This is a genomic window from Weissella sagaensis (assembly GCF_010306265.1).
Classification (GTDB): domain Bacteria; phylum Bacillota; class Bacilli; order Lactobacillales; family Lactobacillaceae; genus Weissella; species Weissella sagaensis.
The window spans coordinates 19,031-41,520 of the sequence record NZ_BLKA01000009.1; the positions used below are offsets into that span (position 1 = coordinate 19,031).

Below are 22,490 nucleotides of genomic sequence, written 5' to 3' on the forward strand. Positions count from 1 at the left end.
TAAGGCACAAAAAAAGGCGACACAACTGTTAAGTTACGCCCCCCTTATGGCTATTTAAATGCGACTTTCGTAAATGCCGTCATATACTTCTGCTTTAACAACATCTATATCTACACCTCCGTTATCAATATATTTCAAAATATTACATAAAGAATTGTGTAAATATTCGGCTTCAATAACTAATTGCTTTTTTCCCATATCACTGTATTGACTGTTTTCAGCCAAGTTATGTTCATCATAATAATCTTCAAATGGATCTTTTACGTCCACATTATCAATGCTAATTTTTTCAGTCATAAAACGTGGCCAAATAGTATTGGCTGCATCTATATCTAATTTTTTAACTATACGTGCCCACATAAAAACATTTTCATAATTAAAACTAGGTTCGTTATGATGCAAATCAAAGAACTGTTTAAATTGCTGAGGCGTTATCCCCATTTTGTCAAAATATTCTCTCGTAAAATTAAATATAATTACACGTACTGCAGTATCTTCATCCCATCCTATTTTTAAAAATCTGTCAAATTGCCTTTCAAATGAAGCCATTATAAAATCAGTATTTTTATAAAAGTTATGTAATTTATTATACATCGCCATCTCTTTTCATTATAGTTGTTAGTTCTTTAATCAAATAATATATAAAATAAATATATAATGTTAACAATTTCGGTTTATTTCACACTTGATTATTTCAATGAGTCCGATAGGTTGATAACCATTGACGATAAATGCCTGCTAAATCAGCATTTTACTTTCAATGACCGTCAATGATTATCAACATGTTTCCCATGATGTTTCCCATGGATGCCAACAGACATATACATAACTGTGGTGACACTTTTGCAAATTAGCTTAACCATTCCATTGTGTCATTGAGATTTTCTCTGTTAATTTTGTTACCTACCATCTGTAACACATGTTGTTCGTCCTTAAGCCAGAGTATATGCAATAGCGTTCTTACATTTGTCTGAAGCTCCTTTGGTGATATGTCTAAATTGTCAATGATAGTTAGACCATGAGATAAAGAGTTAATTACGTCTAACATTCTTTGAACCTCCGCATCTAATTCGTCAGGAGTTTCGTAAAACTTCTTGATTTCGGGATACGATGCTTTAGTCGCATACATCAACTTATAGTGGGATTTTGCATGCGATTCGAAAATCACTCTTGCTTTATTACCGTAAGATAGGTGAGACTCATTTAATTTTCTTTTAGATAATTGAGCGAAAGACATCAGCGATTCAAACGTAGTCCGGTAATAATCAGAATAATTGTTTTTCTCTTCTTGACTGACAGATTCAACACTAGATTTCCCTTGTTCATCCTTGACAATCCTAAACCATTTTGTATCCTTGCCACTGCCATAGGCAAAATTATGAAAGTCTTGTGAAGAGTGGGTTAGGACAACAACCTGAACCTTTGACTTAATGGCAAACTTAATAAACCCATTGATCAACTCGGTCAGATAGAACCTATTGTCAGAATCAAGGCCTGTTATTGGATCATCGATGATTACTGCTGATACCCCATCGGCTATCTTTTCTTCAGGTACTTTGAATAGATCATAGTAAAAATGAATAAATGCAATAAACCTGCGCTCACCTTCGCTTAGCTGACTAAGACTTAATTGAATATTATCCGTGTTGTGCCAAACGGTATAGTTACTGTTCTCAGCATCAATTCTTAGTTCGAATCCAAATCCTACCTTCATTAACTCACTGTTGGAAAAAGATAAACAATTAAAAGAATTAGTTATTCTAGGTAGTGGTCCGATTGGCTTAGAATTTGCATCAATGTATACACAATTTGGTAGTCATGTGACGATCATTGATAAGTCACCTAAGATTTTGGGGAAATTTGAACCTGAAATTGTTCAACAAGCTAAGAATGATTTAGAAGAGGATGGTATATCCTTTTTATTAGAAAGTAACTTAATAGCGGTGTCTGATACACTAAACGGAGTAGCCTTAACGGTAAACACGCCAAGTGGAGTTAAGAAACTACAAGCTGATGGATTGTTGGTTGCTACAGGACGTAAAGCAAATGTGGCTGATTTGCACTCAGAACGAACAAGCATTAAAACGGGTAGTCACGGTGAAATTTTAGTAAACGATACACTAGAAACCAATGTTAAAAATATCTATGCTTTAGGTGATGTTGCCGGTAGTTCACAATTTACTTATATTTCCTTAGATGATTGGCGTATTATGGTCAATCATCTATATGGTGATAAGACAAGAAGCCGTTTAAATCGACCTGTATTTGCTAGCACAGTTTTTCTAAATCCAGCTATTAGTAGTGTTGGACAAACAGAAGCACAACTAAAAGAGGCGGGAATTCCTTATAAGGTTTTGCAAATGCTAACCTCTAGTGTTCCGAAGTCACAAGTGATTGGTAATCCAAGAGGTAGCTATAAAGAATTAATAGATCCGCATACACATCAAATTTTGGGCACAACTATTTATGCCGAGGAATCATTTGAGACGATTAATATTATTAGTATAGCCATGCAAAATCATCTTTCTGCTGAGTCTTTGCGAGACCAAATATACACACATCCGACAATGACGGAAGCATTAAATGATTTGTTTGCTCAAATTGAATAATTAATTTTTGTAATCTTCTTGCGATAACGTTGATTCATTGCAGGAACTTTGATCGTATACTAAAAAATAGTCCAATTTATTGACTTCTGAGCATCTTAAACAGCAGATAAAAATCTATAAATCATTATTAAATATTTTCACTAAAGTAACTTGTTTCAGTCTATTTTCTCCCCAGTCATTTAAAGCAACTATGATGGGAATTAACGTTTCTCCTATATCTGTTAGTTGATATTCAGTGTGTTTTACTTTACCAGTTAAGTATTCTCGTTTAGAGACAATTTGGTCCGCCATTAACTCATTCAGTTGGTTTGATAAAACTTTTTTACTGATACCCTTCAGATTTTTCATAAAGTATGAAAAGCCTTGTGGCCCATCATTTATTAAAATCCATAATATTAATAATTTATGCTTACCGCTAAACATTGATACTGTAAATTCTTTAGTACAATCAAAATCGCCATTACTAAGTTTTTTCATAACAGTATTTCGAAAATAATCTGACATAATACTACTCCCTTATGGATAATAAATATAAAGAGACAATAGGTTACTTTGAAGTGCCCTCTATTAAATTTTACCAGTAAGGTAGACAATGTACATATAGTATTAAAAAAGAAAGGTGTTATTTTATTATGAAACTACAATTAGCAATTGATTTAGAAGATGTTCAAGGAGCCATTGATTTAATTCAAAAGACGAAAGATAGTATTGATATTTTTGAATATGGAACCCCTTTGGTAATTAATTTTGGACTTGAAGGACTAAAAAAAATTCGTGCAGAATTTCCAGATATTACATTACTTGCTGATTTGAAAATCATGGATGTCGCTTCATATGAAGTGAACCAGGCATTTGCTTACGGAGCTGATATTACAACGATTTTAGGTGTTGCCGAAGATCAATCTATTAAGGATGCTGTAAAAGCAGCTCATGAAGCTGGAAAAGAGTTATTGGTTGATATGATTGGGGTCCAAGACATTGCCACTCGTGCTCGTGAAATAGATGCTTTTGGAGCAGATTATATTGGCACTCATACGGGGTATGATCTACAAGCCTTGGGTCAAGATCCCTTTGAAACCTTTAATATCGTTAAGAACAATGTTTCTAATACAAAGACCGCAATCGCTGGTGGAATTAAATTAACAGCAGCGGAGGAAATTAAGTCAGCTAATCCAGATCTATTAATTATTGGTGGAGCAATTTCTACAGTAGATGATCCAGCCACAGCCGCAGCTGAATTCAAGAAATTGCTTGGATAATATAGGAGTTTGTTATGAACTGGGAAAGTATACTTTACGAACTAAATAATAATTCAGATAAAAATATTCCCGATGAGTTATTAGTGGTTATCAATTCAACTAATAGAATTTTTTTGACGGGATTTGGACGTTCAGGACTAGCATTACAGGCTTTTGCTATGCGCCTAGCGCAATTAGGCAAAGAGACTTTTTTTGTAGGAGATACGACTACACCTGCTATTCAGGATAAAGACTTATTAATTATTGCATCTTCGTCTGGAGAAACGAGTCAATTAATTCAATATGTTGATACTGCAAAAAATATTGGAGCGAAAGTTTGGCTATGGAGTACAAACACGCATAATACAATCTATAAAAAAGCAGACTATGTCACTATACTATCAGGTAAAAGTAAGTTTACTAATAACGACATAACACAACAGCCAATGGGCAGTTTATTTGAACAATCTGTTTGGTTATATGGAGATTTATTTGTAATGAACTATATGAATAAATTTAATATTTCCGAATTAGAATTAAAAAAGAGGCATGCTAATCTTGAATAATTCTATATTAAAATTTAAGACCCAACATCTAGAAAAATTTATTTTAGATGCAGAAATTTCCATGATCCAACCAATGGTTACAGTTGCGGATGAAATGCTACGTAAGGGAATTGGGGCTGGATCAGCATACACTGATTGGCTTCACTTGCCAACTGAATACGACAAGGATGAGTTTGCGCGTATTCAAGCAGCAGCAAAGAAAATCCAATCAGACTCAAAGGTTTTGGTTGTTATTGGAATCGGGGGCTCATATTTGGGCGCTCGTGCGGCAATTGACTTCTTGAACGAGTACTTCAACAACTACTTGCCAGACGAACAACGTGACTTCCCACAAGTTTTGTTTGTTGGAAACTCAATTGCACCAGCTTACTTAAACAGCTTGATCAATGTAATTGGCGACCGTGACTTCTCAGTTAACGTGATTTCCAAGTCAGGAACGACGACTGAGCCAGCGATTGCATTCCGTGTGTTCAAGCAAATGTTGGGAGAGAAATACGGTGTTGTAGGCGCTCGTGAGCGCATCTATGCAACGACTGATGCAAAGCGTGGTGCTTTGAAGACATTGGCTGACACAGAAGGTTACGAAGAGTTTGTTGTGCCTGATGGTGTTGGTGGACGATTCTCAGTTTTGACAGCTGTTGGTTTGTTGCCAATTGCAACTGCTGGTGGTGACATCGAGCAATTGATGGCTGGAGCCGCTGCTGGTGAAGTGGAATACGCTGATGCCGATTTGGAAAAGAATCCAGCTTACCAATATGCTGCTTACCGTAACATCTTGTACCGGAAGGGTTATACGACAGAATTGTTGATTAACTATGATCCAACGTTGTTGCAATTCGGCGAGTGGTGGAAGCAATTGCAAGGTGAGTCAGAAGGTAAGGACGGCAAGGGTATCTTCCCAGCGACTGGAAACTTCTCAACGGACTTGCATAGTTTCGGACAATACATCCAAGATGGTCGTCGCAACTTGTTTGAGACGTTGTTCCGCGTAACTGAGCCAGTGACGGACGTTGTGATTCCAGAAATGGATGCTGACGACGGTTTGGGTTACTTGCAAGGCGAGAAGATGAGCTACGTTAACCGTACCGCTTCAGAAGGAACGTTGTTGGCCCACGTTGACGGTGGTGTACCTAACATGATTGTTGAGGTGGATAAGCAAAACGAATTTTCTTTGGGACAAGCCATCTACTTCTTTGAAGTAGCGGTTGCCATTTCTGGTTACTTGAATGGCATTAACCCATTTGACCAACCAGGTGTGGAGGCATATAAACGCAATATGTTTGGATTGTTGGGAAAGCCTGGATACGAGGATATTACTTATCAGTTACAACAACGCTTATGAATAAAATAAAAGGCTAGTTACTGACCAATTTTTGGTTAGTAACTAGCCTTTTATTAATTAGTATGTTTTAGAAATATAAGTTCAGTTTAATTGCGCAACGGTTGTTTAAAAACTGCTATATAAAAAGTCCCCGTGCTACTAACACGAGGACTAAGTTACTTTAACGATAACTGTTTAAAAAATTTATTTTAAAACAGCCAAACTCGTCAAGCTATAATTGGTACATGTTTATATGCTTATCAACCATCAACATTATAAAGCTGCTAGGAAGGCCTCGTTAAATGCTGGGATATCTTTTGGTTCGCGACTAGTAATTAGATTACCATCGATCACAACAGCTTTGTCTTCAATGCGTGCACCGGCGTAATACAAATCAGGTTGTACAGTTAAATATGCTGTCATTGTACGACCTTGCACTAGCCCGGTTTGAATCATTAATTGTGGACCGTGGCAAATAGATGTCGTTAACTTGTTAGTTGCCAAAAAGAACTTTGTAAATTCGACAAACCTTTGGTCCGCACGTAATTGATCTGGTGAAAATCCTCCTGGAATGAACAAGGCATCAAAGTCTTGAGGACGCACTTCATCAATGGACTTATCAACGTTAATCTGAGTACCATGCTTACCTTCAACAGTGCCTTTTTCAAAACTGATCGTTGTCACTTCGTGTCCTGCAGACTTAAGAGCCTCTACAGGTTCAGTATATTCAACGTCTTCGACTAGATTAGTCACCAAAACTGCAACTGATTTTGCCATAATAAAATTCCTCCTTGATTTATAGTATATAATATATACCTATAAATAATAGACCACAATAAGGCACTTTTTTGTGCCTATCACAATCTTCAGAAAAGTAGTCAATAATAATGACAGACACTGTACGAAAGTATGACCTTGATAAAATACAACAAAAAGATTTTAACTGCGCTAAAGAATATACGCTGTCAATGTTTTCGGGTAAATATAAAATCGTCATACTTTATCAGCTACACTATGACGGGAAAATGCGTTTTGGAGAAATTCAAAAGTCACTGAGCAATGCAACGCATAAAGTCCTATCACAACAACTGAAGGAGTTAGGTGAAGACGGTTTGATTGATCGTCAAGAAGGGTTAGTTAACAATCGAAAAGCAGTTTTTTATTCATTAACAACGACTGGTGAGACCTTAATGCCTATCATTGAAATGATGTTCTCATGGGGTACAAAAAGATTAGAAAAGCTTCAAATTGATGGTACGACAATCTAAACAATGCAATAGGTTGGAAAGAACGTCTAAATGTTTCAAATATCCTTTTAACAGTAATTTTAATAAGTCATGATTACCACAGCCTTGTTAAAAATTGCATTTTCAAAACAGTAACGACTACTGACATAATGGCGCAAAAATGAATAAACAGCTGATAATTTTAGGAGATTAGTTGGCGTATGTATCCAAAATCAATTTGATCTAACATTGTTTCTCGACTTGCTTGATCTAAGCCGAGATAAGTAAGGGTCATAGCCTCACTCGAATGATTCAGTAAGTGCATGACTAACCCAATATTGTAGTTTGACTGTGTATAGACGCGGTAAGCGCCTGTTTTACGCATGGTATGTGTGCCTAGATAGGTCGATACCTAATAGGTCACCAACGCGTGTCATGACCTTGTAAAACTGCTTCTCAGTGATATGACGTTCTGAATGGGCCGTTGAGGGAAATAACCAATCAGAATTGATGTTTTCTTGGACCAGCCAATCATGATATTGCAGCAAGTCTTGTTGCATGGACTTTAAATATAAGGTGTTTGCTTTACCGGTCTTTTTATCATGAATAAAGGCCGTGTGTTTAACAGATCCATCTGGATTATAGACATCGGATTTCTTTAACGTCATCACATCACTCACCCGCAGCAGGGTGGCTTTCCCAACTTGAAAGATGGTGTAGTTGCGGCGACCCGCCCGAAAACTATCTAATAAGGTGTCTTGCACCATTTTTAAAACGTTTGAGTCTTTGATTGGCAGCACGATTTATTGCACCATTAGCTACTCCTTTAAAGTTAATAATTTGATTAATGATAGCGTATCTGCTATCATGTTGTTATGGAAAAGTTTGAGTTTGATTATTACAATTGGGCTGAATTTGAGCAGTTCTTAGATCAATTACCGGATAAAGATGCTGCTAAATTAATTGCAACCATTCAAAATATCGAAAATAATGGCCTATTGGTTGCGGAAAGACAATTATGGGTAAAAAAGCTAGAAAATAATCTCTATGAAATTCGTTCCAAACGATCTTCAAACATTCAAAGAGCTATTTACTTTCAAGTTAAAGGTAGTCAATACATTATTACTCATGCTTTCACGAAAAAAACGCAAAAGACACCTGAAAATGAAAAGCAAATTGCTCGGAATAGACGCAGTCAGTATTTTAATAAGGAGGAAAATCAATGAGTAAACTTGATGCATACGTTGCCGAACGTAGTAAAAACAATCCTGAATTTGCACAAATTGTTGAGCAAGAAAATATCAATTTAGAGGTAGCTGTAAAAGTTCATGATCTACGTGAAAAGATGGGGTTGAGTCAACGTGAATTTGCTCGTCTGATTGGTAAACCACAATCAACGATTGCACGCATTGAAAATGGTTCGATGAATGCTTCAACAAAAATACTATCCGAGATCGCCCAAGCAACAAAACAACGTTTGACCATTCAATTTAGTCCAGCATTTTAAGATCTATTATAACATTAAACAAAAAAACAGCCCCATTATCTAATCGATAGATAATGGGGCTGTTTTAATAGGTTTTTACAGGGGCAATATAATTATAGACCCTGAATGGAGGGGCATTTTAGTGAGCTCCTAGTCACATATCTAGCTCATAACCAAAGCCCTGGTATTTTCCTTAGAAGTCAATAAATTAATTGGACTGTTTTACTGCGGCACTATATGGCATTTTTTTATTAATGAACGTAGTTATTCAAACTTGTAACTAATTTTTTAATTTCGTCACGAACCTTACGGAATTCTTGTAGTTGTTCTTCTAAAGTTCCTGTGGCTTGCGCTGGGTCAGATAAAGGCCAATGTAAACTTTTGGTTTGAGGGGGAAGCATAGGACATTTATCCTTGGCATCACCACATAAAGTAATAACTAAATCTGAAGTGTTCAAATAATTTAGATCAATTAATTTAGAATAGTGGCTACTAATATCTACTCCATCTTCAGCCATAACTTTAACAGCATTTGGATTTAACCCATGAGTTTCAATCCCTGCACTCTCGATTTGAAACTCATTTGCCGGCAATATTTTTTTTGCATATCCTTCAGCCATTTGACTGCGACAAGAATTGCCTGTGCATAAAAAATAAATTTTTTTCATTTTAACCCCCCTATAATTTTAATTTGTGTAACGCCATTATACACCATAAACTTAAATGCAATGCTTTCACCAACATAGGTGTATAAGTATCAAGGCCTTCTATCTACTTTGAGACGCCCAACTCCTCAGCAAGTTCTCGAATTGTTTTTAATTTATCACTCATGATCTATATCCTGCCTCTTAACAATCTGTAGATACTGTTCAATTGATTTTTTAAGATACTTAGCAATGTTCTTTTTTGAATAGTTATCTTGTTTATCATTGACATACGCTAGAGGCTCTTTAACACCATTTAAGCCACGTATGTCCTTTAATTCGTCGTAGAGTGGATAAACATTTTCCGTAGACCTGACAAAATTGCCGTATCTGTCATTTCTCGTAATTCTTTCATACCAATTTGTTCTTCTCGGCGTCCACCTTTAACACTATAGTACTCGTATTGGTAGTAATTCATCGATAACCAACGATACAAAATAACGGCATATTTACTATTCAATTCAGAAATTTCTGACAAGGCATGTTGCGTAAAATTAGTTTTAAGATTAATTAAATAGGGCATGATTTCAGGACTAAAGCGAATTAATACCTCATCATGATTTAGAAAAACAAATTGAATATTTAGAAAAATTTGGTGCCGAAAAGATTTTTGTTGAAAAAAATCGGGCGCCACAATTGAGCAGCGTCCAGTTTTTCAAGAAGCATTAAATTTTGTTCGAGAAGAAGATACGTTCAAGGTAGAAGCCATTGGGAATCAGCTGTTAGACCGTTTCATCAAAGATTTAATTGTTCAAATATTGGCAATGATATCAGAACAAGAGAGAACTGAATCTAAAAGACGACGAGCGGTTTATTGAAATATTGTTCATGAATTAGAAAAAGGAACTGCAATTTCAAAAATTGCTAAAGAATACGGAGTAACTCGTCAAACTGTTTATAGAATTAAAAACTAAATATTTACAATTGTTCGTCCTAAGTGTTTTCCTTCTTTTAACTGATTTAATGTTTTAGAAAGCTCTTCTAATGTAATTTCGTTTACTAATGTCGTATCTGTAATTTTCCATATTTTTGAAAGATTTCCCCAAATGAAAAGTCTTTTTTCATTAGAAATGTTAACTGAGTCAATTCCTAAAAGATTAATACCTCGTAAAATAAATGGCAGTACTGTGGTTGTCATTTTAATTCCCCCAGCATTACCACAAAGGGAAATAGATCCTTGATAAAAAACGTAAGGAATCAAGTTTGCCACTAATTCTCCTCCAACAGTATCTAAAATGTAGTGGAACTGTTGTTTGTTTAATGGTTTATTTTCAAATTCAAAATCACTCAATAAAATAGTATCGGTGGCACCTAATGTTTTTGCAACTTCAATTTGGTTTTCTTTTCGTACAAGAGCAATAATGTTTTTATATCCTACTTTTGATAAAATTTGCAAAGCTATACTACCAACACCACCAGTCGCACCAGTCACTAAAATCTGTTGATATGAGTCAGCTCTCATACCATTTTTCTCTAGCGCATCAATTGATAGTGCTGCTGTTAATCCAGCAGTTCCCAAAATCATTGCTTCTTTCATACTTAGATTTTCAGGTATCGGAATTATCCATTCTGCGGGAATTTTAGCATATTCAGAAAATCCTCCAGTATGACTCATTCCCATCTTATAACCCGTCACAAGAACTTCTTGTCCTGTTTTAAAATTAGAATTAGAAGATTCTACAACTTCTCCGCTTAAATCAATACCAGGTATCATGGGATAATCTCGAATGACACCACCATTTTTTTGGACCGCTAGCATGTCTTTATAATTTACAGAAGAGTAATGAATCTTAATTAATACTTCACCATTGGATAGATCATCAACTGTAAGATTGTTTTCAATATTATAGTCAACTTCTCCGTCTTTGTAGCTAACAAGTAATGCTTTAAAATTTTTCATAAATTTTTCTTTCTAAATAAAATAGTTTTGTTGCAATGTAAGGTATCTGTGGTCTTGATTATAAAAATATCCATCACCCAAATAAGGAGTCCAGTAGTGGACAACCTAGTAAGTCAGTATTATCGGTATTACTTATTATTTTATCAAACGAATCTGTAGAATAAATATCGCGATCTAATATAATTGATATTGCTAAATAGTTCGAGGCATAATCTTTTTTTAGATACATAGCTAAAAAGTAAATTTGTTTCAAAAGTGTTATAAAAATTCTCTATACACATAGTTTTTCTCTTGGTATTTTCTTTGAATCCAATTTCAAAAACTAGATTTCTAATTACGCAAAAGAACAAAAGATTAAAATATAAAAGATAAACTTATAATAGCCTGCGCCTTTTTCATGTTGAAAAATAAAATCGACAAATTGTCCATACCTAATTTGAGCCAGGTGTTTTTTACCCAGAATAAGGGGTATGACTTACTAACCCAGGACATTATATCTACATACGAGTTTAACGTATCTATCGATAATACAATCACTAGTATATTCTGAAAATCGTATTACTCAAAACAGTGATGGCTAGTCATTTTATTAAATGGCCATCGAATCACAAAATAATGGAATTACACCTTAAAAAAGTTCAATGTACAAGCAATTATTTGCAAGAGTCATAACCGAATAAAATGAGGGTAATGCGCACCTACACCCTTGACGCCTGTCAATGGTAGTTTGCCAAGGATTTCATCCTTGGCTTTTCTGGTATCAGAAGGCTAGTGCCAACAATTAATTAATCATATTATGTAGGGTCCAATGGCTATAAGGTAAGCGGGCACTCATCGTAATTAACCATGGATGATTGATGTTTTATTGGACCAAACAATCATGATATTGAATCAAATATTGTTTAACGGGTTTTAAATATAATGTATCCGCTTTACCTGTCTTTTTTTTCATGAATAAATGATGTATTTTTGACAGAGACATCTGATTTTTTAAGGTCATAATATCACTCACACGTAGTAGAGTTTCCTTACAAACTTGAAAAACGGTGTAATTTCGACGATGCTTAACCCTAAAATACAAGATTATGAACAAATAAAGTATGGACTATCTGGCAATGTTTTTGTAATTAAGGTAAAAAAATTGGGTAAATTATATTAATACTATGATTTTTAAATCAGCCTAGTCAATTTAATTTCAGTAAAAAACAATCAAAAGTTATTGCAAACTTTTGATTGTTTTTTTTAGTAAGTTTGCTATAAATGAAAAACTTACTTTTATAACATTCGTAATCCTAGTCCGAAGCCACTCAAAATACCACGACGATTCACCATAGAAATAAGTTTTGTAACCGATGTAGGAACACCTTGATGTGATTTACGAACTACTTTTGAGATGCCATCAGTAAAGCGAGGGATTTCAAGGCCTTTCAACTGATTTTTGGCTCATTTTTCTTGATAAGTTATTAAAAAAAATCCTAATTCACTGTCTTGACCTACGTCATTAATGGCTAAAGCGAATTGATTTAATAAATCTTTTTGGCTCATTTTTCGGACTCTCCTAGTATCAGTATTTATAACAATTACCATCCATGAATAGAATTGATGAACGCATTTCCAAGTGCACGACCTGTTTCACTAGCTGTAGGATTCATGCGCCCATTTCTCCAAGTAAATCCAGTACTTTTCTTCATTTCTGGATCAGAAATAGTATATTTATTAAAATTCATATTTTTTAGTTTTGTTTCTAATTATAGGCATAAATAGCATAAATTAAAAATATTAAATCTAAAAAAATAGGGTTAATAGGAACATTATTGTTAGTTTCTGTTTTACAGAAATTGTAACCACCAAATGAGACTATTATATGTTACATGTAATAGCATTGGGTAATAATATTCTTTTGTGTTATATATGCAACAGCCAAAAAATCCCCAAAGCCTAACGTAAATAATAATTGACCGATCAAAACAAGTACACTACTAGTGATTACTACTATTCCCTGTAAACCAACTACATGCGTTTTTTTGGTAACAATTTTAATAAATCTACACTGGTATGGACTATAACCAAGATTATCAGAATGATATAAAAGGAATTACCTGAGGTGAGCTTGTTTTCGACCATCATATAAATTAATAACATGATGGCGCACAATAAGAAAATAATATTAAGGATAGCATCCGCGATACCTGATACTTTCTTTTCAAGTAATATGTCTTTATAGTTTTTATCTTCCCTAATTAGCTCATCCAATGAAATACTGTATAAATCTGAAATCATAATAATATTAGAGATATCGGGATAACTTTTCCCACGTTCCCAATTAGATACAGCTTGATATGATACGTGTAAGCTTTTAGCCATGTTTTCTTGTGACATCTTTTTGTTTTCACGAATGATTTTTATTTTTTCACCTATTTGCATATGCTAAACTCCCACCTTTTATAATCTTTAATACAGAGCATAGCAAAGTTCAGGTTAATAAGTCACTAAAGTATTGCTTGAGTCTAATGATCTATGCTTTTTAGCTATAAAACCTTAGCTATAACTACAACTATAACTGTAGTTATAGCTAATGAGTTCAACCAAAATCAATTTGATTCAACATAGTCTCACGGCTGGCTTGATCTAAACCAAGGTAAGCCAATGTCATGGCCGCACTAGAATGATTCAATAAGTGCATGACTAAGCCAATATTATAATATTTTTACTTATTTAGAACTATTTTATAAACTTGATGGACGTCAAGTTTATATCTCCCAAAAGTTAATACACTTTAGTTGAACTAAAATTAAGGGAGAAATCATATGCAACATAATATTCTTAAACATAAAAATAAAATTATGAGTATCAGTGGCTTACTCATTGCCTTAGGACTAATCGCACACTTTATTTTTGCCAATACAATAATTTCTAATAGTGCTTTTATTATAGCTTCGATATTAGGCGTTACCCCCATTTCTTTACAGGCTTATCAGGCTATGAAGGTAAAAGTAGTAAGTATTGATGTTTTAGTAACGATAGCGGTCATCGGTGCTCTCTTTATTCAAAATTATGAAGAATCAGCAATTGTTACTTTTTTATTTTTATTTGGATCATATTTAGAACAACGAACACTTAACCGAACACGATCAGCTATTAAAGAGTTGACGGAAATGGCTCCAGAAACTGCTTTTAAGCAATTGACAGGGGGACAATTTGCAGAAGTAGATATTGATGAAGTAGAAGAAGGGGATATTCTCCTAGTAAAGACTGGTGCCAAGATTCCCGTAGATGGTCGGGTAACTACTGGAAAAGGATATGTAAATGAGGCTAATATCACAGGTGAATCTTTACCTTTAAAGAAAGAAAAAGACGATGAAGTATTTGCCGGTACTATTATGGACAATGGTACTATTCAAATAGTGGCTGATAGAGTAGGGGAAGATTCTACATTTGGAAAAATTATTGAGTTGGTAGAAGAAGCACAGGATTCTAAATCAGAAGCAGAACGATTTATTGACCAGTTTTCTCGCTGGTATACACCTGCAGTACTTACAATTGGGCTGTTGGTTTGGGTATTAACCAAAGATACAGAACTTGCGATTACCGTATTAGTACTTGGTTGCCCAGGAGCCTTGGTAATTGGTGTACCTGTTTCAAATGTTGCGGGGATAGGAAATGGCGCAAAAAATGGTGTTTTATTTAAAGGTTCTGAAGTGATTAGTCATTTTGCCAATGCAGATACAGTGTTATTCGATAAAACAGGTACCTTAACTGAAGGAAAGCCTGAAGTGAGCGATATTATTTATTATGGAAATAATCAGGAGGAGGATTTATCTCTATTGCTTTCAGTTGAAAGTGAGTCTGATCATCCATTAGCTGTCGCTATTGTAAATAAATTAGCACAATATAAAGTAAGGCCTATAGAAAATACACAGGTTGTAAAAGGTGGGGGCGTAATTGCTCACGTAGATGGGCACATTGTTTCAGTAGGGAATAAAACCTTAATGAAACAAGAAAGTATACCGCTATCTGATGATGTTCTTAAAAAATTGAATAAATTAGAAAGAACCGGTAATTCAATTGTATTAACGGCAGTTGATCATAAGTTAATCATGTTAATGGGTATCCGCGACAAAGTTCGACCAGGTGTTAAGCAGGACTTACAAAAATTAAAATCACTTGGTATTAAAAATCTCATTGTATTATCAGGTGATAACCAAGGTACAGTTAATTCAGTTAAAAAGGAACTAGGTTTAACCGAAGCCCATGGTGATATGCTACCAGAGGACAAGCAAGCATTTCTAAAAAGACGACAGGACTCAGGTGAAATAGTTGTTTTTATCGGTGACGGAGTTAATGACAGTCCCTCTCTGGCTACTGCAGAGGTAGGTATAGCTATGGGGAATGGAACAGATGTCGCAATTGAAAGTTCAGATATTGTCTTAATGAATTCTAACTTTAACCGCCTTCCTCATGCTTTAGGCCTAGCAAAAGGAACATATGCGAATATGCGACAAAATATTCTAATTGCTGTTGGAGTCGTAATAATACTATTGGTTAGTTTAATATTTAGTGAATGGATGTCCATGTCAATTGGGATGTTGGTTCATGAGGCCAGTATTTTAGTAGTTATTTTAAATGCAATGAGATTAAGAGGTTATCAATTAAGATAATTGATCTATATCAAGTATTTTAAAAAGAATGGCCTATATAATTTATTTAAAGGAGTGATAGATATGACTAAAGCAACATTAAAATTAGAAACACTAACTTGTCCATCATGTTTACAAAAAATCGAACGTGGTTTAAAACAAACTGCCGGTGTAAAAAAGGATTCTGTAAAAGTACTTTTCAATGCAAGTAAGGTAAAAGTGGATTTTGATGAAAATCAGGTCAATTTGAATACAATTGAAAAAGCAATTGAAGACTTAGGATACCCAGTAATTAGTTCAAAAGTAAAGGAAGGTGCATAAAATGACAACGGTAAATGAAAGGCAAGAAAAATTAGCTGCCGAACAAGCATATAAAGAACACATTCATCATACTAAGATTAATTCTGCAGCTGTTACAGATCATATACTTGCTAATATTCATACATTACATGTAAAATTGCATCAATATCATTGGTATGTAAAAGGCAAAAATTTCTATGCATTGCATAATGTTTTTGAAAATTTATATAACGAGAATGAGGCATGGTTTGATAAAATTGCAGAACGTTTACTAGCGTCAGGATTTAAGCCAGCATCAACAACTACTGAATTTCAAGAATTTACAACGATTTCTGAAGATTCTTCGGAAAAATATTACACTGCTGATGAGATGGTCTTACAGATAGTAGAAGATTTTAGATCTAATCGTGAATTTACTATTCGTGCAATTCGCTTAGCACAGGAAGAAGAAAATGATGCTTTGGAAGATTCACTAATTAGTTATAAAGCTTATTTAGACGTAAATATTTGGCAACTTCAAGCATTTATTAATAAGGATGCCTTAGAAGACGATGACTATATAGATAACGATTAATTAGGAGGAAAACGGTATGGCAAACCATAATCATCATAGTCATGTAGATTGTATACGTTTAGTGCCGATTTTCAATCATCTCAATGATGAACAAATGCATCTAATTGCTCAATCAGCGAATGAAGTACAATACGTAAAGAATGAGCTATTATTTAGGTTTGGTGATAAAGATGACACATTATATATCATAAACAATGGACGTGTACGTATTTATAGCCTAAGTGAGTCTGGTCGTGAGCAAACCATACGTATCCTACATCCGGGTGATTTTATGGGGGAAGTTGCTGTTTTACAGACTGAAGGTTATCATTCGAATTATGCTGAAGCAATATCGGAAACAAGTATTTGTAGGATTCATAAAAAGGATTTAGATCAATATTTAGATCTCTATCCAGAAATCATGCGACGAATATTGTCGGATATTACAAAACGGCTACAGTTATCAGAAAAACAAACTGTGCAAGTCAGTATTGAACCTGTTGAAGCTCGAATTATTGATTTTCTATCAGAAAATGTTGAAGATGAAAAAAACCATACTTATGTGACTTTACCCATGTCAAAAAAAGATTTGGCTACTTACCTGGGGACAACTCCAGAAACAATAAGCCGTAAGTTCTCATCATTGGAAGAGAGAGGTCTAATTAAACGGCATACCCAAAAATGTGTTGAGATATTTGATTTAGATGAATTATTATTTGTATCAAGTTAAGTCGATTTATACTTAAAAATAAGGATATTGATCTGAATGCATACCAAACATTAATTGAAGTCCAAGCAGCCATTGGTTGATATATCAATTTTTATAATCGCAATCGCATCTCAATTATCACTAAGCAACTGAATAAAAATAGTCCAATTATTCAGTATGCTTTTGATGTAATTATCCAAAATCAATTTGATCTAACATGGTTTCCCGACTCGCTTGGTCTAAGCCAAGGTAAGTTAACGTCATAGCTTCACTAGAATGATTCAGTAAGTGCATGACTAAGCCAATGTTGTAATTTGACTGTGTATAGACACGATAAGCTCCGGTTTTACGCATGGTATGTGTGCCGAGATAGTTGATACCTAATAAATCTCCAACGCGTGCCATGATTTTATAAAACTGCTTCTCAGTGATATGACGATCTGGATGGGCTGTTGAGGGAAATAACCAATCCGAATTTATATTTTCTTGGACCAGCCAATCATGATACTGCAGTAAGTCTTGTTGAACGGGCTTTAAATATAATGTGTTTGCTTTACCTGTCTTTTTATCATGAATAAAGGCCGTGTGTTTAACAGATCCATCCGGATTATAGACATCTGATTTTCTTAACGTCATGACATCACTCACCCGTAGTAGGGTGGCTTTGCCAACTTGAAAGATGGTGTAGTTACGGCGACCCGCCCGAAAACTATCTAATAAGGTGTCTTGCACCATTTTTAAGACGTTAGAGTCTTTGATTGGGAGTACGATTTGTTGCACCATAATATTTTTACCTTTCTGGTTCCCATTATTATTTGATTTAATCATATCTTAGCATTCAGAATAAACATTCATACATTTGATTATCTCGGATTATGATTTAGAAATAAAGCAGTCCGTACTTCCCATATACATTTTCCCGTAATCAGGTTATTTCTTAAAAAATACGTAGCTATAAAAAAGACTTGATGAAATATAATCATCAAGTCTTTTTCAAAAATGAAAAGCTTATTACATATCGAAATATGTCGCATTATAATAATTTTCAACAGTTTTTGATAATTCAGAGAGTTTTAACAGCTACCATGTTTTATAGTAATTTACTCTCGGTAAGTAGCTCTTCGATAAACGTTCCCTTTATCTTCTTTTTTAGAGCTACTTTAGCTAGTTTAGGGATTCCTAAATTAGCCTCATCAATGGTTTTTTTATCTCCCATATAGTAGATGGCTTTAAGTAGTTCTCGAATATCATAAATGGATCCATAAACTTCAGGAACAGCGCGTTCAACTTCAAGCAAAGTATAGACAGATTCCATGGCTGTCCTAATGGAATATTCGGTAGTAAATACGGTGTCATTACTAGGTGACTCTGCGAAATTACCAATAAAGGCTAAATTAACAGACCCTTTAGGCACAATATCTGGCCTATCACCCGCAATTCGGGGCATAAAGTATGACGTAATAAATGGCATAAATACTGGAACGGTATTTACATTGTTTTGGTTAGACAATTGTTTGATTTTGGCCTCAGGGACCCCAAGGTGATAAAGGAATTCTTGCGTAATTTCTTCCCCAGAACTTTCTACAATGGTCTTATCAACAAAATTTCCTTTGGTATCTGAATATAGTCCATATATCCATACAATTGTTTCATTTTCCTTTTGTTCTTTGAAATGTGGCTGCCTGTGAACAGCAAAACTCATCAACCAGTTCGAATCGGTTATGGTAATGATTCCACCACTATTAATTTTGTGATCATGCAAATCACGATTGGTTAGACGTTCAATGTAGGGTTCAATTTCTGGTGATTTTATAGTGGCTGTCGCTGACACGAACCAACTTTTTTCAGGTAGGTTATCACAGAATACTTCTGGATGACCGAAATCATTAGATTGTTCTGCCAGATTCTTCCACAGTGACCAACTACCACCCAACTCTTTTGATATAGGAGCGGGTTTATCATGGCTCCCATATGTTGAACTTTCTGTAATAGAACCATTTGTAACGAATACAAGATCATCCCGTGATAGGCTAACATCATCACCATCCTGGATCACGAGTTTTTTTGCAATTTTTTCGTCATTTTCAAAATCTACCACAACATTATTAACTTGTGTATCATAGATGAATTCGACATTATATGACTCTAAATACTTTATAATTGGTAGAACCATAGACTCATACTGATTGTACCTATTGAACTTTAGGGCGCTAAAATCAGGTAGTCCATCAATATGATGAATAAATCGCATTGTGTATCGACGCATCTCAACTGCAGAATGCCACTTTTCAAAAGCAAACATAGTTGCCCAGTACATCCAAAAATTACTTTCAAAGAACTCATTTGAGAAAAATTCCTCAATAGTCGTCTTACCCAGTTTTGACTCAGGAGTTAAAACTAAATCTATTAATTCTTTAGATTGTTCATCCAAAGTATACAGTCCATCCGTTGGGACGCGTTGTCCCCGATTATAAATTAGGCGAGTGTTAGATGAATTTGGATCATCCTTATCTAGCCAATAAAATTCATCTAAGTAAGAGGCGTCTTCAATTTCTAAAGAAGGAATTGATCGATACATGTCCCACATAGTTTCAAAATGATTTTCCATTTCTCGACCACCACGTGTCACAAATCCGATATTGGTACGCTTTTCTCCATCTAGCGATCCACCCGGAGTAGGCAATTCCTCATATATATGAATTTTTTCCCCGGACATTTGTCCATCGCGCACCAAGAAAACAGCGGTTGCCAATCCGGCCAGCCCTCCTCCAATAATATACGCTGATTTTTGATCCACATTCTTGGGCTTTCTTGGACGTGCAAAAGCTTCATAATTTCCGTTAGAATATCGCATAATTGCCTCCTTTTACTACGCTTTATGTTGATATACTCTATTTTAAAAATGACTCTTGCTGGTATTCAGGGTTAGGATGTTCATAAAATCCCATGAACTGCCTTTGAAAGGCAACTTGTTCACCTGAAATGCCACCACCTGCAACAGTTACATTTTTATAAATATGTTTCCTCCTATCAATGATTTAATAGGTTAATCATAGCACTAAGAGAAAGTGCTTTCAAAAAATAGCCACTAAAGTGAAACAATCACTTTAGTGGCTGCAATCACCATGAATAATCGGTGTGGTTTTGAAAGATGTGAGTCTTTAATTAGCAGGCAAATTTGTTGCATCGTATCATAATTCATATATAACAGTCTGACTATAAAGTTACGAAAAATGTAGCGACATTAACGGGTTATTATTATTCATAACCCCATACTACACAATTAGCCAAAATCAATTTGATCTAACATAGTTTCTCGACTGGCTTGATCTAACCCAAGATAAGTGAGCGTCATGGCCTCACTTGAGTGATTCAATAAATGCATGACTAAGCCTATATTGTAATTTGATTGCGTATAAACACGATAGGCACCTGTTTTACGCATGGTATGTGTACCTAGATATTTGATGCCTAATAGATCACCAACGCGTGCCATAATCTTGTAAAACTGCTTCTCAGTAATGTGACGGTCTGGATCTGACGTCGAGGGGAATAGCCAGTCCGAGTTGATATTTTCTTGGACCAGCCAATCATGATATTGCAGTAAGTTTTGTTGGACAGGCTTTAAATACAATGTATTCGCTTTACCCGTCTTTTTATCATGAATAAAGGACGTGTGTTTAACAGAGCCATCTGGATTATAGACATCGGATTTCTTTAACGTCATCACATCACTCACCCGCAGCAGGGTGGCTTTGCCAACTTGAAAGATGGTGTAGTTACGGCGACCTGCCCGAAAACTATCTAGTAAGGTGTCTTGCACCATTTTTAAGACGTTAGAGTCTTTGATTGGGAGTACGATTTGTTGCATATCTATTTAACCTCAATAATAGAACAGTCCTTGCCTATAATTGGTTCACTTTTGTGAATGAATGGCCAATTATTTTTATCGTAGTGGTAGATTGTAAAATTAATCCGAACGCTGTTCGGACAAAAAAGATCAGCTTCCATCATAAAGGACTCCCCGCGGGGCTGCAATCAGGAGTCATTACTTCAACTGTTTTTGTTCATTATAGAAATTACGGTAAGCTAAATAGCACGCAATGATTGACCCCAAACTAGTCGCTGATAAGAGCATGAACGTGACCATAATTTGATACCTAATGGCCCGTACTGGATCGACCCCTGCAAAGATCAAACCGGACATCATCCCTGGCAGACTGACTAGACCCACGGTCTTTGCCGAATCAATGGTTGGTGACATCCCCGTACGAATCGCCTCACGCACGATGGCAATCGAAGCATCAAGTAGACCAGCCCCTAACGCCAACCGTTCAAGCACACCTTGCCGCTGGTCATGAAACTGACTATTGAGGCTGCGATAAGCCAGCCCAATTGCGACCATTGAATTCGACGCAATCATACCAGAAATGGGAATCATTTGTGATGGCACAAACATAATCGCACCAGATAGCACGAGGACGCCGAGTGTTACCCCCGTACTAACAAAAATGGCTAATAACGAAATGGCTAATGCATGGTCAATCCCCGGCCCCCGTTTTTTCGCATTCCAAGCCGCATTGAAGATAATGAAGCCTATCATCGCCAGCGTTAGCCACAAATTGTTGACTCGGAAAATATACTTTAGCAAGTAACCCACGATAAATAGTTGTACAACAGCCCGCACGACACCAATGACGATGTCCCTATCCAAGCCAAGTTTCTGCCACAAACTAATTCCTAACGCGACGAGCACTAACATTGCCGCCAAAAATAGCGACGTATTATTAACTGCTAAATTCATGCGTGTACCTCCAATCTGCCAGCAACCACTTTCGCTAATTGATCTGCCGCAGCAATCTCTGTCGCATCATGAGTAATCATGATCGTTGTCACGTGATCCTGCTCATTTAACTGTCGTAACCAGGCGTGCACGATTTGCTTATTATTTTCATCCAAACCAGCTGTCACCTCATCTAATAACAACACTTTTGGTAAGAATAAGATGTTGCGAATCAGCGCGACCCGCTGCCGTTCACCACCGGAAAGCTCGATAATCGGCTGATGCAGGGTTCGTTCGGACAGCCCAACATTATTTAACGCCGTTACCACTCGTTGCGTATCCATGACTTGCTTACGAATTTGGTACGGGAAAGCTAAGTTATCTGCCACCGTCTCACCAAATAACGTCGGTTGTTGGAAACAATATGAGACTTGCCGCCGATACATGATTGGGTCATA

At 35.6% G+C, this 22,490-nt stretch carries 24 protein-coding genes and 3 pseudogenes; 12 read left to right on the forward strand and 15 right to left on the reverse strand.

Features of this window, described 5'->3' with window-relative positions:
* Positions 1-54: 54 nt before the first annotated feature.
* Both G7Y65_RS09385 and G7Y65_RS08285 read right to left on the reverse strand, forming a co-directional pair.
* On the reverse strand, positions 55-594 hold the full coding sequence (locus tag G7Y65_RS09385; RefSeq protein WP_240006023.1) for a hypothetical protein: 540 nt from the start codon (positions 592-594) through the stop codon (positions 55-57).
* 256 nt (positions 595-850) lie between these two features.
* Positions 851-1,714, reverse strand: a complete 864-nt coding sequence (locus tag G7Y65_RS08285) for an AAA family ATPase (protein ID WP_165314793.1) — start codon at positions 1,712-1,714, stop codon at positions 851-853.
* Between the two features lie 10 nt (positions 1,715-1,724).
* Between G7Y65_RS08285 and G7Y65_RS08290 the strand changes: the two genes are divergently transcribed.
* Positions 1,725-2,609, forward strand: coding sequence for an FAD-dependent oxidoreductase (locus G7Y65_RS08290; protein ID WP_231467272.1), 885 nt, complete (start codon positions 1,725-1,727; stop codon positions 2,607-2,609).
* A gap of 114 nt (positions 2,610-2,723) precedes the next feature.
* Here the strand turns inward: G7Y65_RS08290 and G7Y65_RS08295 are convergent, their stop codons facing one another.
* The gene (locus G7Y65_RS08295; protein ID WP_042493592.1) at positions 2,724-3,113 is read right to left on the reverse strand and encodes a winged helix-turn-helix transcriptional regulator; all 390 of its coding nucleotides are present in this window, start codon (positions 3,111-3,113) and stop codon (positions 2,724-2,726) included.
* Positions 3,114-3,241: 128 nt separating this feature from the next.
* Here G7Y65_RS08295 and hxlA point away from each other — a divergent pair, with 128 nt between their 5' ends.
* Genes hxlA through G7Y65_RS08310 form a run of 3 tightly spaced genes read left to right on the forward strand, consistent with a single transcriptional unit; the run spans position 3,242 to position 5,755 of the window.
* On the forward strand, positions 3,242-3,868 hold the full coding sequence (gene hxlA / locus G7Y65_RS08300) for a 3-hexulose-6-phosphate synthase (protein WP_042493590.1): 627 nt from the start codon (positions 3,242-3,244) through the stop codon (positions 3,866-3,868).
* 14 nt (positions 3,869-3,882) lie between these two features.
* Positions 3,883-4,413, forward strand: coding sequence for a 6-phospho-3-hexuloisomerase (gene hxlB / locus G7Y65_RS08305; RefSeq protein ID WP_042493587.1), 531 nt, complete (start codon positions 3,883-3,885; stop codon positions 4,411-4,413).
* Between the two features lie 4 nt (positions 4,414-4,417).
* On the forward strand, positions 4,418-5,755 hold the full coding sequence (locus G7Y65_RS08310) for a glucose-6-phosphate isomerase (protein ID WP_240006089.1): 1,338 nt from the start codon (positions 4,418-4,420) through the stop codon (positions 5,753-5,755).
* Between the two features lie 252 nt (positions 5,756-6,007).
* On the opposite strand, the gene G7Y65_RS08315 is transcribed toward G7Y65_RS08310, so the two are convergent.
* Positions 6,008-6,511, reverse strand: coding sequence for a type 1 glutamine amidotransferase domain-containing protein (locus tag G7Y65_RS08315; RefSeq protein ID WP_042493583.1), 504 nt, complete (start codon positions 6,509-6,511; stop codon positions 6,008-6,010).
* 110 nt (positions 6,512-6,621) lie between these two features.
* Here G7Y65_RS08315 and G7Y65_RS08320 point away from each other — a divergent pair, with 110 nt between their 5' ends.
* Entirely contained in the window at positions 6,622-7,002 is a 381-nt protein-coding gene (locus tag G7Y65_RS08320; protein ID WP_165314795.1) for a winged helix-turn-helix transcriptional regulator, read from the forward strand.
* Positions 7,003-7,162: 160 nt separating this feature from the next.
* On the opposite strand, the pseudogene G7Y65_RS08325 reads toward G7Y65_RS08320, so the two are convergent.
* Positions 7,163-7,727, reverse strand: a pseudogene (locus G7Y65_RS08325) (tyrosine-type recombinase/integrase).
* A gap of 108 nt (positions 7,728-7,835) precedes the next feature.
* On the opposite strand from G7Y65_RS08325, the gene G7Y65_RS08330 reads away from it, so the two are divergent.
* Together G7Y65_RS08330 and G7Y65_RS08335 are read left to right on the forward strand one after the other, a co-directional pair.
* Complete coding sequence (locus G7Y65_RS08330) at positions 7,836-8,186, forward strand: type II toxin-antitoxin system RelE/ParE family toxin (protein ID WP_042493577.1); 351 nt, start codon at positions 7,836-7,838, stop codon at positions 8,184-8,186.
* Positions 8,183-8,467, forward strand: a complete 285-nt coding sequence (locus G7Y65_RS08335) for a helix-turn-helix domain-containing protein (RefSeq protein ID WP_042493575.1) — start codon at positions 8,183-8,185, stop codon at positions 8,465-8,467. Before G7Y65_RS08330 ends, G7Y65_RS08335 begins: the two co-directional genes overlap by 4 nt.
* 230 nt (positions 8,468-8,697) lie before the next feature.
* Here the strand turns inward: G7Y65_RS08335 and arsC are convergent, their stop codons facing one another.
* Complete coding sequence (gene arsC / locus G7Y65_RS08340) at positions 8,698-9,114, reverse strand: arsenate reductase (thioredoxin) (RefSeq protein WP_042493572.1); 417 nt, start codon at positions 9,112-9,114, stop codon at positions 8,698-8,700.
* Between the two features lie 155 nt (positions 9,115-9,269).
* A pseudogene (locus G7Y65_RS08345) lies at positions 9,270-9,766 on the reverse strand (RepB family plasmid replication initiator protein); the annotation flags it as partial.
* Positions 9,767-10,010: 244 nt separating this feature from the next.
* On the opposite strand from G7Y65_RS08345, the gene G7Y65_RS09570 reads away from it, so the two are divergent.
* A complete protein-coding gene (locus G7Y65_RS09570; RefSeq protein WP_371862362.1) occupies positions 10,011-10,064 on the forward strand; it encodes a helix-turn-helix domain-containing protein in 54 nt (17 codons plus the stop codon).
* Here the strand turns inward: G7Y65_RS09570 and G7Y65_RS08355 are convergent.
* The 3 genes and pseudogenes from G7Y65_RS08355 to G7Y65_RS08365 form a co-directional block, all read right to left on the reverse strand.
* Positions 10,061-11,050: a YhdH/YhfP family quinone oxidoreductase gene (locus G7Y65_RS08355; protein ID WP_042493570.1), complete on the reverse strand. Its 990-nt coding sequence runs from the start codon at positions 11,048-11,050 to the stop codon at positions 10,061-10,063. The two genes, G7Y65_RS09570 and G7Y65_RS08355, sit on opposite strands and share 4 nt — an antisense overlap.
* A gap of 865 nt (positions 11,051-11,915) precedes the next feature.
* Positions 11,916-12,110, reverse strand: a pseudogene (locus tag G7Y65_RS09515) (site-specific integrase); the annotation flags it as partial.
* Positions 12,111-13,060: 950 nt separating this feature from the next.
* On the reverse strand, positions 13,061-13,474 hold the full coding sequence (locus tag G7Y65_RS08365; RefSeq protein WP_042493568.1) for a helix-turn-helix domain-containing protein: 414 nt from the start codon (positions 13,472-13,474) through the stop codon (positions 13,061-13,063).
* A 383-nt stretch (positions 13,475-13,857) separates the two neighbouring features.
* Here G7Y65_RS08365 and G7Y65_RS08370 point away from each other — a divergent pair, with 383 nt between their 5' ends.
* From G7Y65_RS08370 to G7Y65_RS08385, 4 genes are all read left to right on the forward strand, one after another.
* The gene (locus G7Y65_RS08370) at positions 13,858-15,708 is read left to right on the forward strand and encodes a heavy metal translocating P-type ATPase (protein ID WP_165207311.1); all 1,851 of its coding nucleotides are present in this window, start codon (positions 13,858-13,860) and stop codon (positions 15,706-15,708) included.
* Between the two features lie 63 nt (positions 15,709-15,771).
* Positions 15,772-16,008, forward strand: coding sequence for a heavy-metal-associated domain-containing protein (locus G7Y65_RS08375; RefSeq protein WP_004909683.1), 237 nt, complete (start codon positions 15,772-15,774; stop codon positions 16,006-16,008).
* 1 nt (position 16,009) lies between these two features.
* Positions 16,010-16,561: a Dps family protein gene (locus G7Y65_RS08380; protein ID WP_042493564.1), complete on the forward strand. Its 552-nt coding sequence runs from the start codon at positions 16,010-16,012 to the stop codon at positions 16,559-16,561.
* Between the two features lie 16 nt (positions 16,562-16,577).
* Positions 16,578-17,270: a Crp/Fnr family transcriptional regulator gene (locus G7Y65_RS08385; protein ID WP_042493561.1), complete on the forward strand. Its 693-nt coding sequence runs from the start codon at positions 16,578-16,580 to the stop codon at positions 17,268-17,270.
* 171 nt (positions 17,271-17,441) lie between these two features.
* Here G7Y65_RS08385 and G7Y65_RS08390 read toward each other — a convergent pair whose 3' ends face one another.
* The 5 genes from G7Y65_RS08390 to G7Y65_RS08410 form a co-directional block, all read right to left on the reverse strand.
* A complete protein-coding gene (locus G7Y65_RS08390; protein ID WP_042493602.1) occupies positions 17,442-18,032 on the reverse strand; it encodes a site-specific integrase in 591 nt (196 codons plus the stop codon).
* A gap of 307 nt (positions 18,033-18,339) precedes the next feature.
* On the reverse strand, positions 18,340-20,103 hold the full coding sequence (locus G7Y65_RS08395; protein ID WP_165314796.1) for an oleate hydratase: 1,764 nt from the start codon (positions 20,101-20,103) through the stop codon (positions 18,340-18,342).
* 429 nt (positions 20,104-20,532) lie between these two features.
* Positions 20,533-21,120, reverse strand: a complete 588-nt coding sequence (locus G7Y65_RS08400; RefSeq protein ID WP_042493557.1) for a site-specific integrase — start codon at positions 21,118-21,120, stop codon at positions 20,533-20,535.
* A 177-nt stretch (positions 21,121-21,297) separates the two neighbouring features.
* Complete coding sequence (locus tag G7Y65_RS08405; RefSeq protein ID WP_042493555.1) at positions 21,298-22,053, reverse strand: ABC transporter permease; 756 nt, start codon at positions 22,051-22,053, stop codon at positions 21,298-21,300.
* Positions 22,050-22,490 (reverse strand): ABC transporter ATP-binding protein (locus G7Y65_RS08410; protein ID WP_165314797.1); only part of this gene is annotated, 441 nt, incomplete at its 5' end. The genes G7Y65_RS08405 and G7Y65_RS08410, both read right to left, overlap by 4 nt.

What these genes read in the sequence shown, in the direction of transcription:
- G7Y65_RS09385 (WP_240006023.1), bottom strand. Translation starts at nt 594, where the DNA reads ATGTATAATAAATTACATAACTTTTATAAAAATACTGATTTTATAATG.
- G7Y65_RS08285 (WP_165314793.1), bottom strand. Translation starts at nt 1,714, where the DNA reads ATGAAGGTAGGATTTGGATTCGAACTAAGAATTGATGCTGAGAACAGT.
- G7Y65_RS08295 (WP_042493592.1), bottom strand. Translation starts at nt 3,113, where the DNA reads ATGTCAGATTATTTTCGAAATACTGTTATGAAAAAACTTAGTAATGGC.
- hxlA (WP_042493590.1), top strand. Translation starts at nt 3,242, where the DNA reads ATGAAACTACAATTAGCAATTGATTTAGAAGATGTTCAAGGAGCCATT.
- hxlB (WP_042493587.1), top strand. Translation starts at nt 3,883, where the DNA reads ATGAACTGGGAAAGTATACTTTACGAACTAAATAATAATTCAGATAAA.
- G7Y65_RS08315 (WP_042493583.1), bottom strand. Translation starts at nt 6,511, where the DNA reads ATGGCAAAATCAGTTGCAGTTTTGGTGACTAATCTAGTCGAAGACGTT.
- G7Y65_RS08320 (WP_165314795.1), top strand. Translation starts at nt 6,622, where the DNA reads ATGACAGACACTGTACGAAAGTATGACCTTGATAAAATACAACAAAAA.
- G7Y65_RS08330 (WP_042493577.1), top strand. Translation starts at nt 7,836, where the DNA reads ATGGAAAAGTTTGAGTTTGATTATTACAATTGGGCTGAATTTGAGCAG.
- G7Y65_RS08335 (WP_042493575.1), top strand. Translation starts at nt 8,183, where the DNA reads ATGAGTAAACTTGATGCATACGTTGCCGAACGTAGTAAAAACAATCCT.
- arsC (WP_042493572.1), bottom strand. Translation starts at nt 9,114, where the DNA reads ATGAAAAAAATTTATTTTTTATGCACAGGCAATTCTTGTCGCAGTCAA.
- G7Y65_RS08355 (WP_042493570.1), bottom strand. Translation starts at nt 11,050, where the DNA reads ATGAAAAATTTTAAAGCATTACTTGTTAGCTACAAAGACGGAGAAGTT.
- G7Y65_RS08365 (WP_042493568.1), bottom strand. Translation starts at nt 13,474, where the DNA reads ATGCAAATAGGTGAAAAAATAAAAATCATTCGTGAAAACAAAAAGATG.
- G7Y65_RS08370 (WP_165207311.1), top strand. Translation starts at nt 13,858, where the DNA reads ATGCAACATAATATTCTTAAACATAAAAATAAAATTATGAGTATCAGT.
- G7Y65_RS08375 (WP_004909683.1), top strand. Translation starts at nt 15,772, where the DNA reads ATGACTAAAGCAACATTAAAATTAGAAACACTAACTTGTCCATCATGT.
- G7Y65_RS08380 (WP_042493564.1), top strand. Translation starts at nt 16,010, where the DNA reads ATGACAACGGTAAATGAAAGGCAAGAAAAATTAGCTGCCGAACAAGCA.
- G7Y65_RS08385 (WP_042493561.1), top strand. Translation starts at nt 16,578, where the DNA reads ATGGCAAACCATAATCATCATAGTCATGTAGATTGTATACGTTTAGTG.
- G7Y65_RS08390 (WP_042493602.1), bottom strand. Translation starts at nt 18,032, where the DNA reads ATGGTGCAACAAATCGTACTCCCAATCAAAGACTCTAACGTCTTAAAA.
- G7Y65_RS08395 (WP_165314796.1), bottom strand. Translation starts at nt 20,103, where the DNA reads ATGCGATATTCTAACGGAAATTATGAAGCTTTTGCACGTCCAAGAAAG.
- G7Y65_RS08400 (WP_042493557.1), bottom strand. Translation starts at nt 21,120, where the DNA reads ATGCAACAAATCGTACTCCCAATCAAAGACTCTAACGTCTTAAAAATG.
- G7Y65_RS08405 (WP_042493555.1), bottom strand. Translation starts at nt 22,053, where the DNA reads ATGAATTTAGCAGTTAATAATACGTCGCTATTTTTGGCGGCAATGTTA.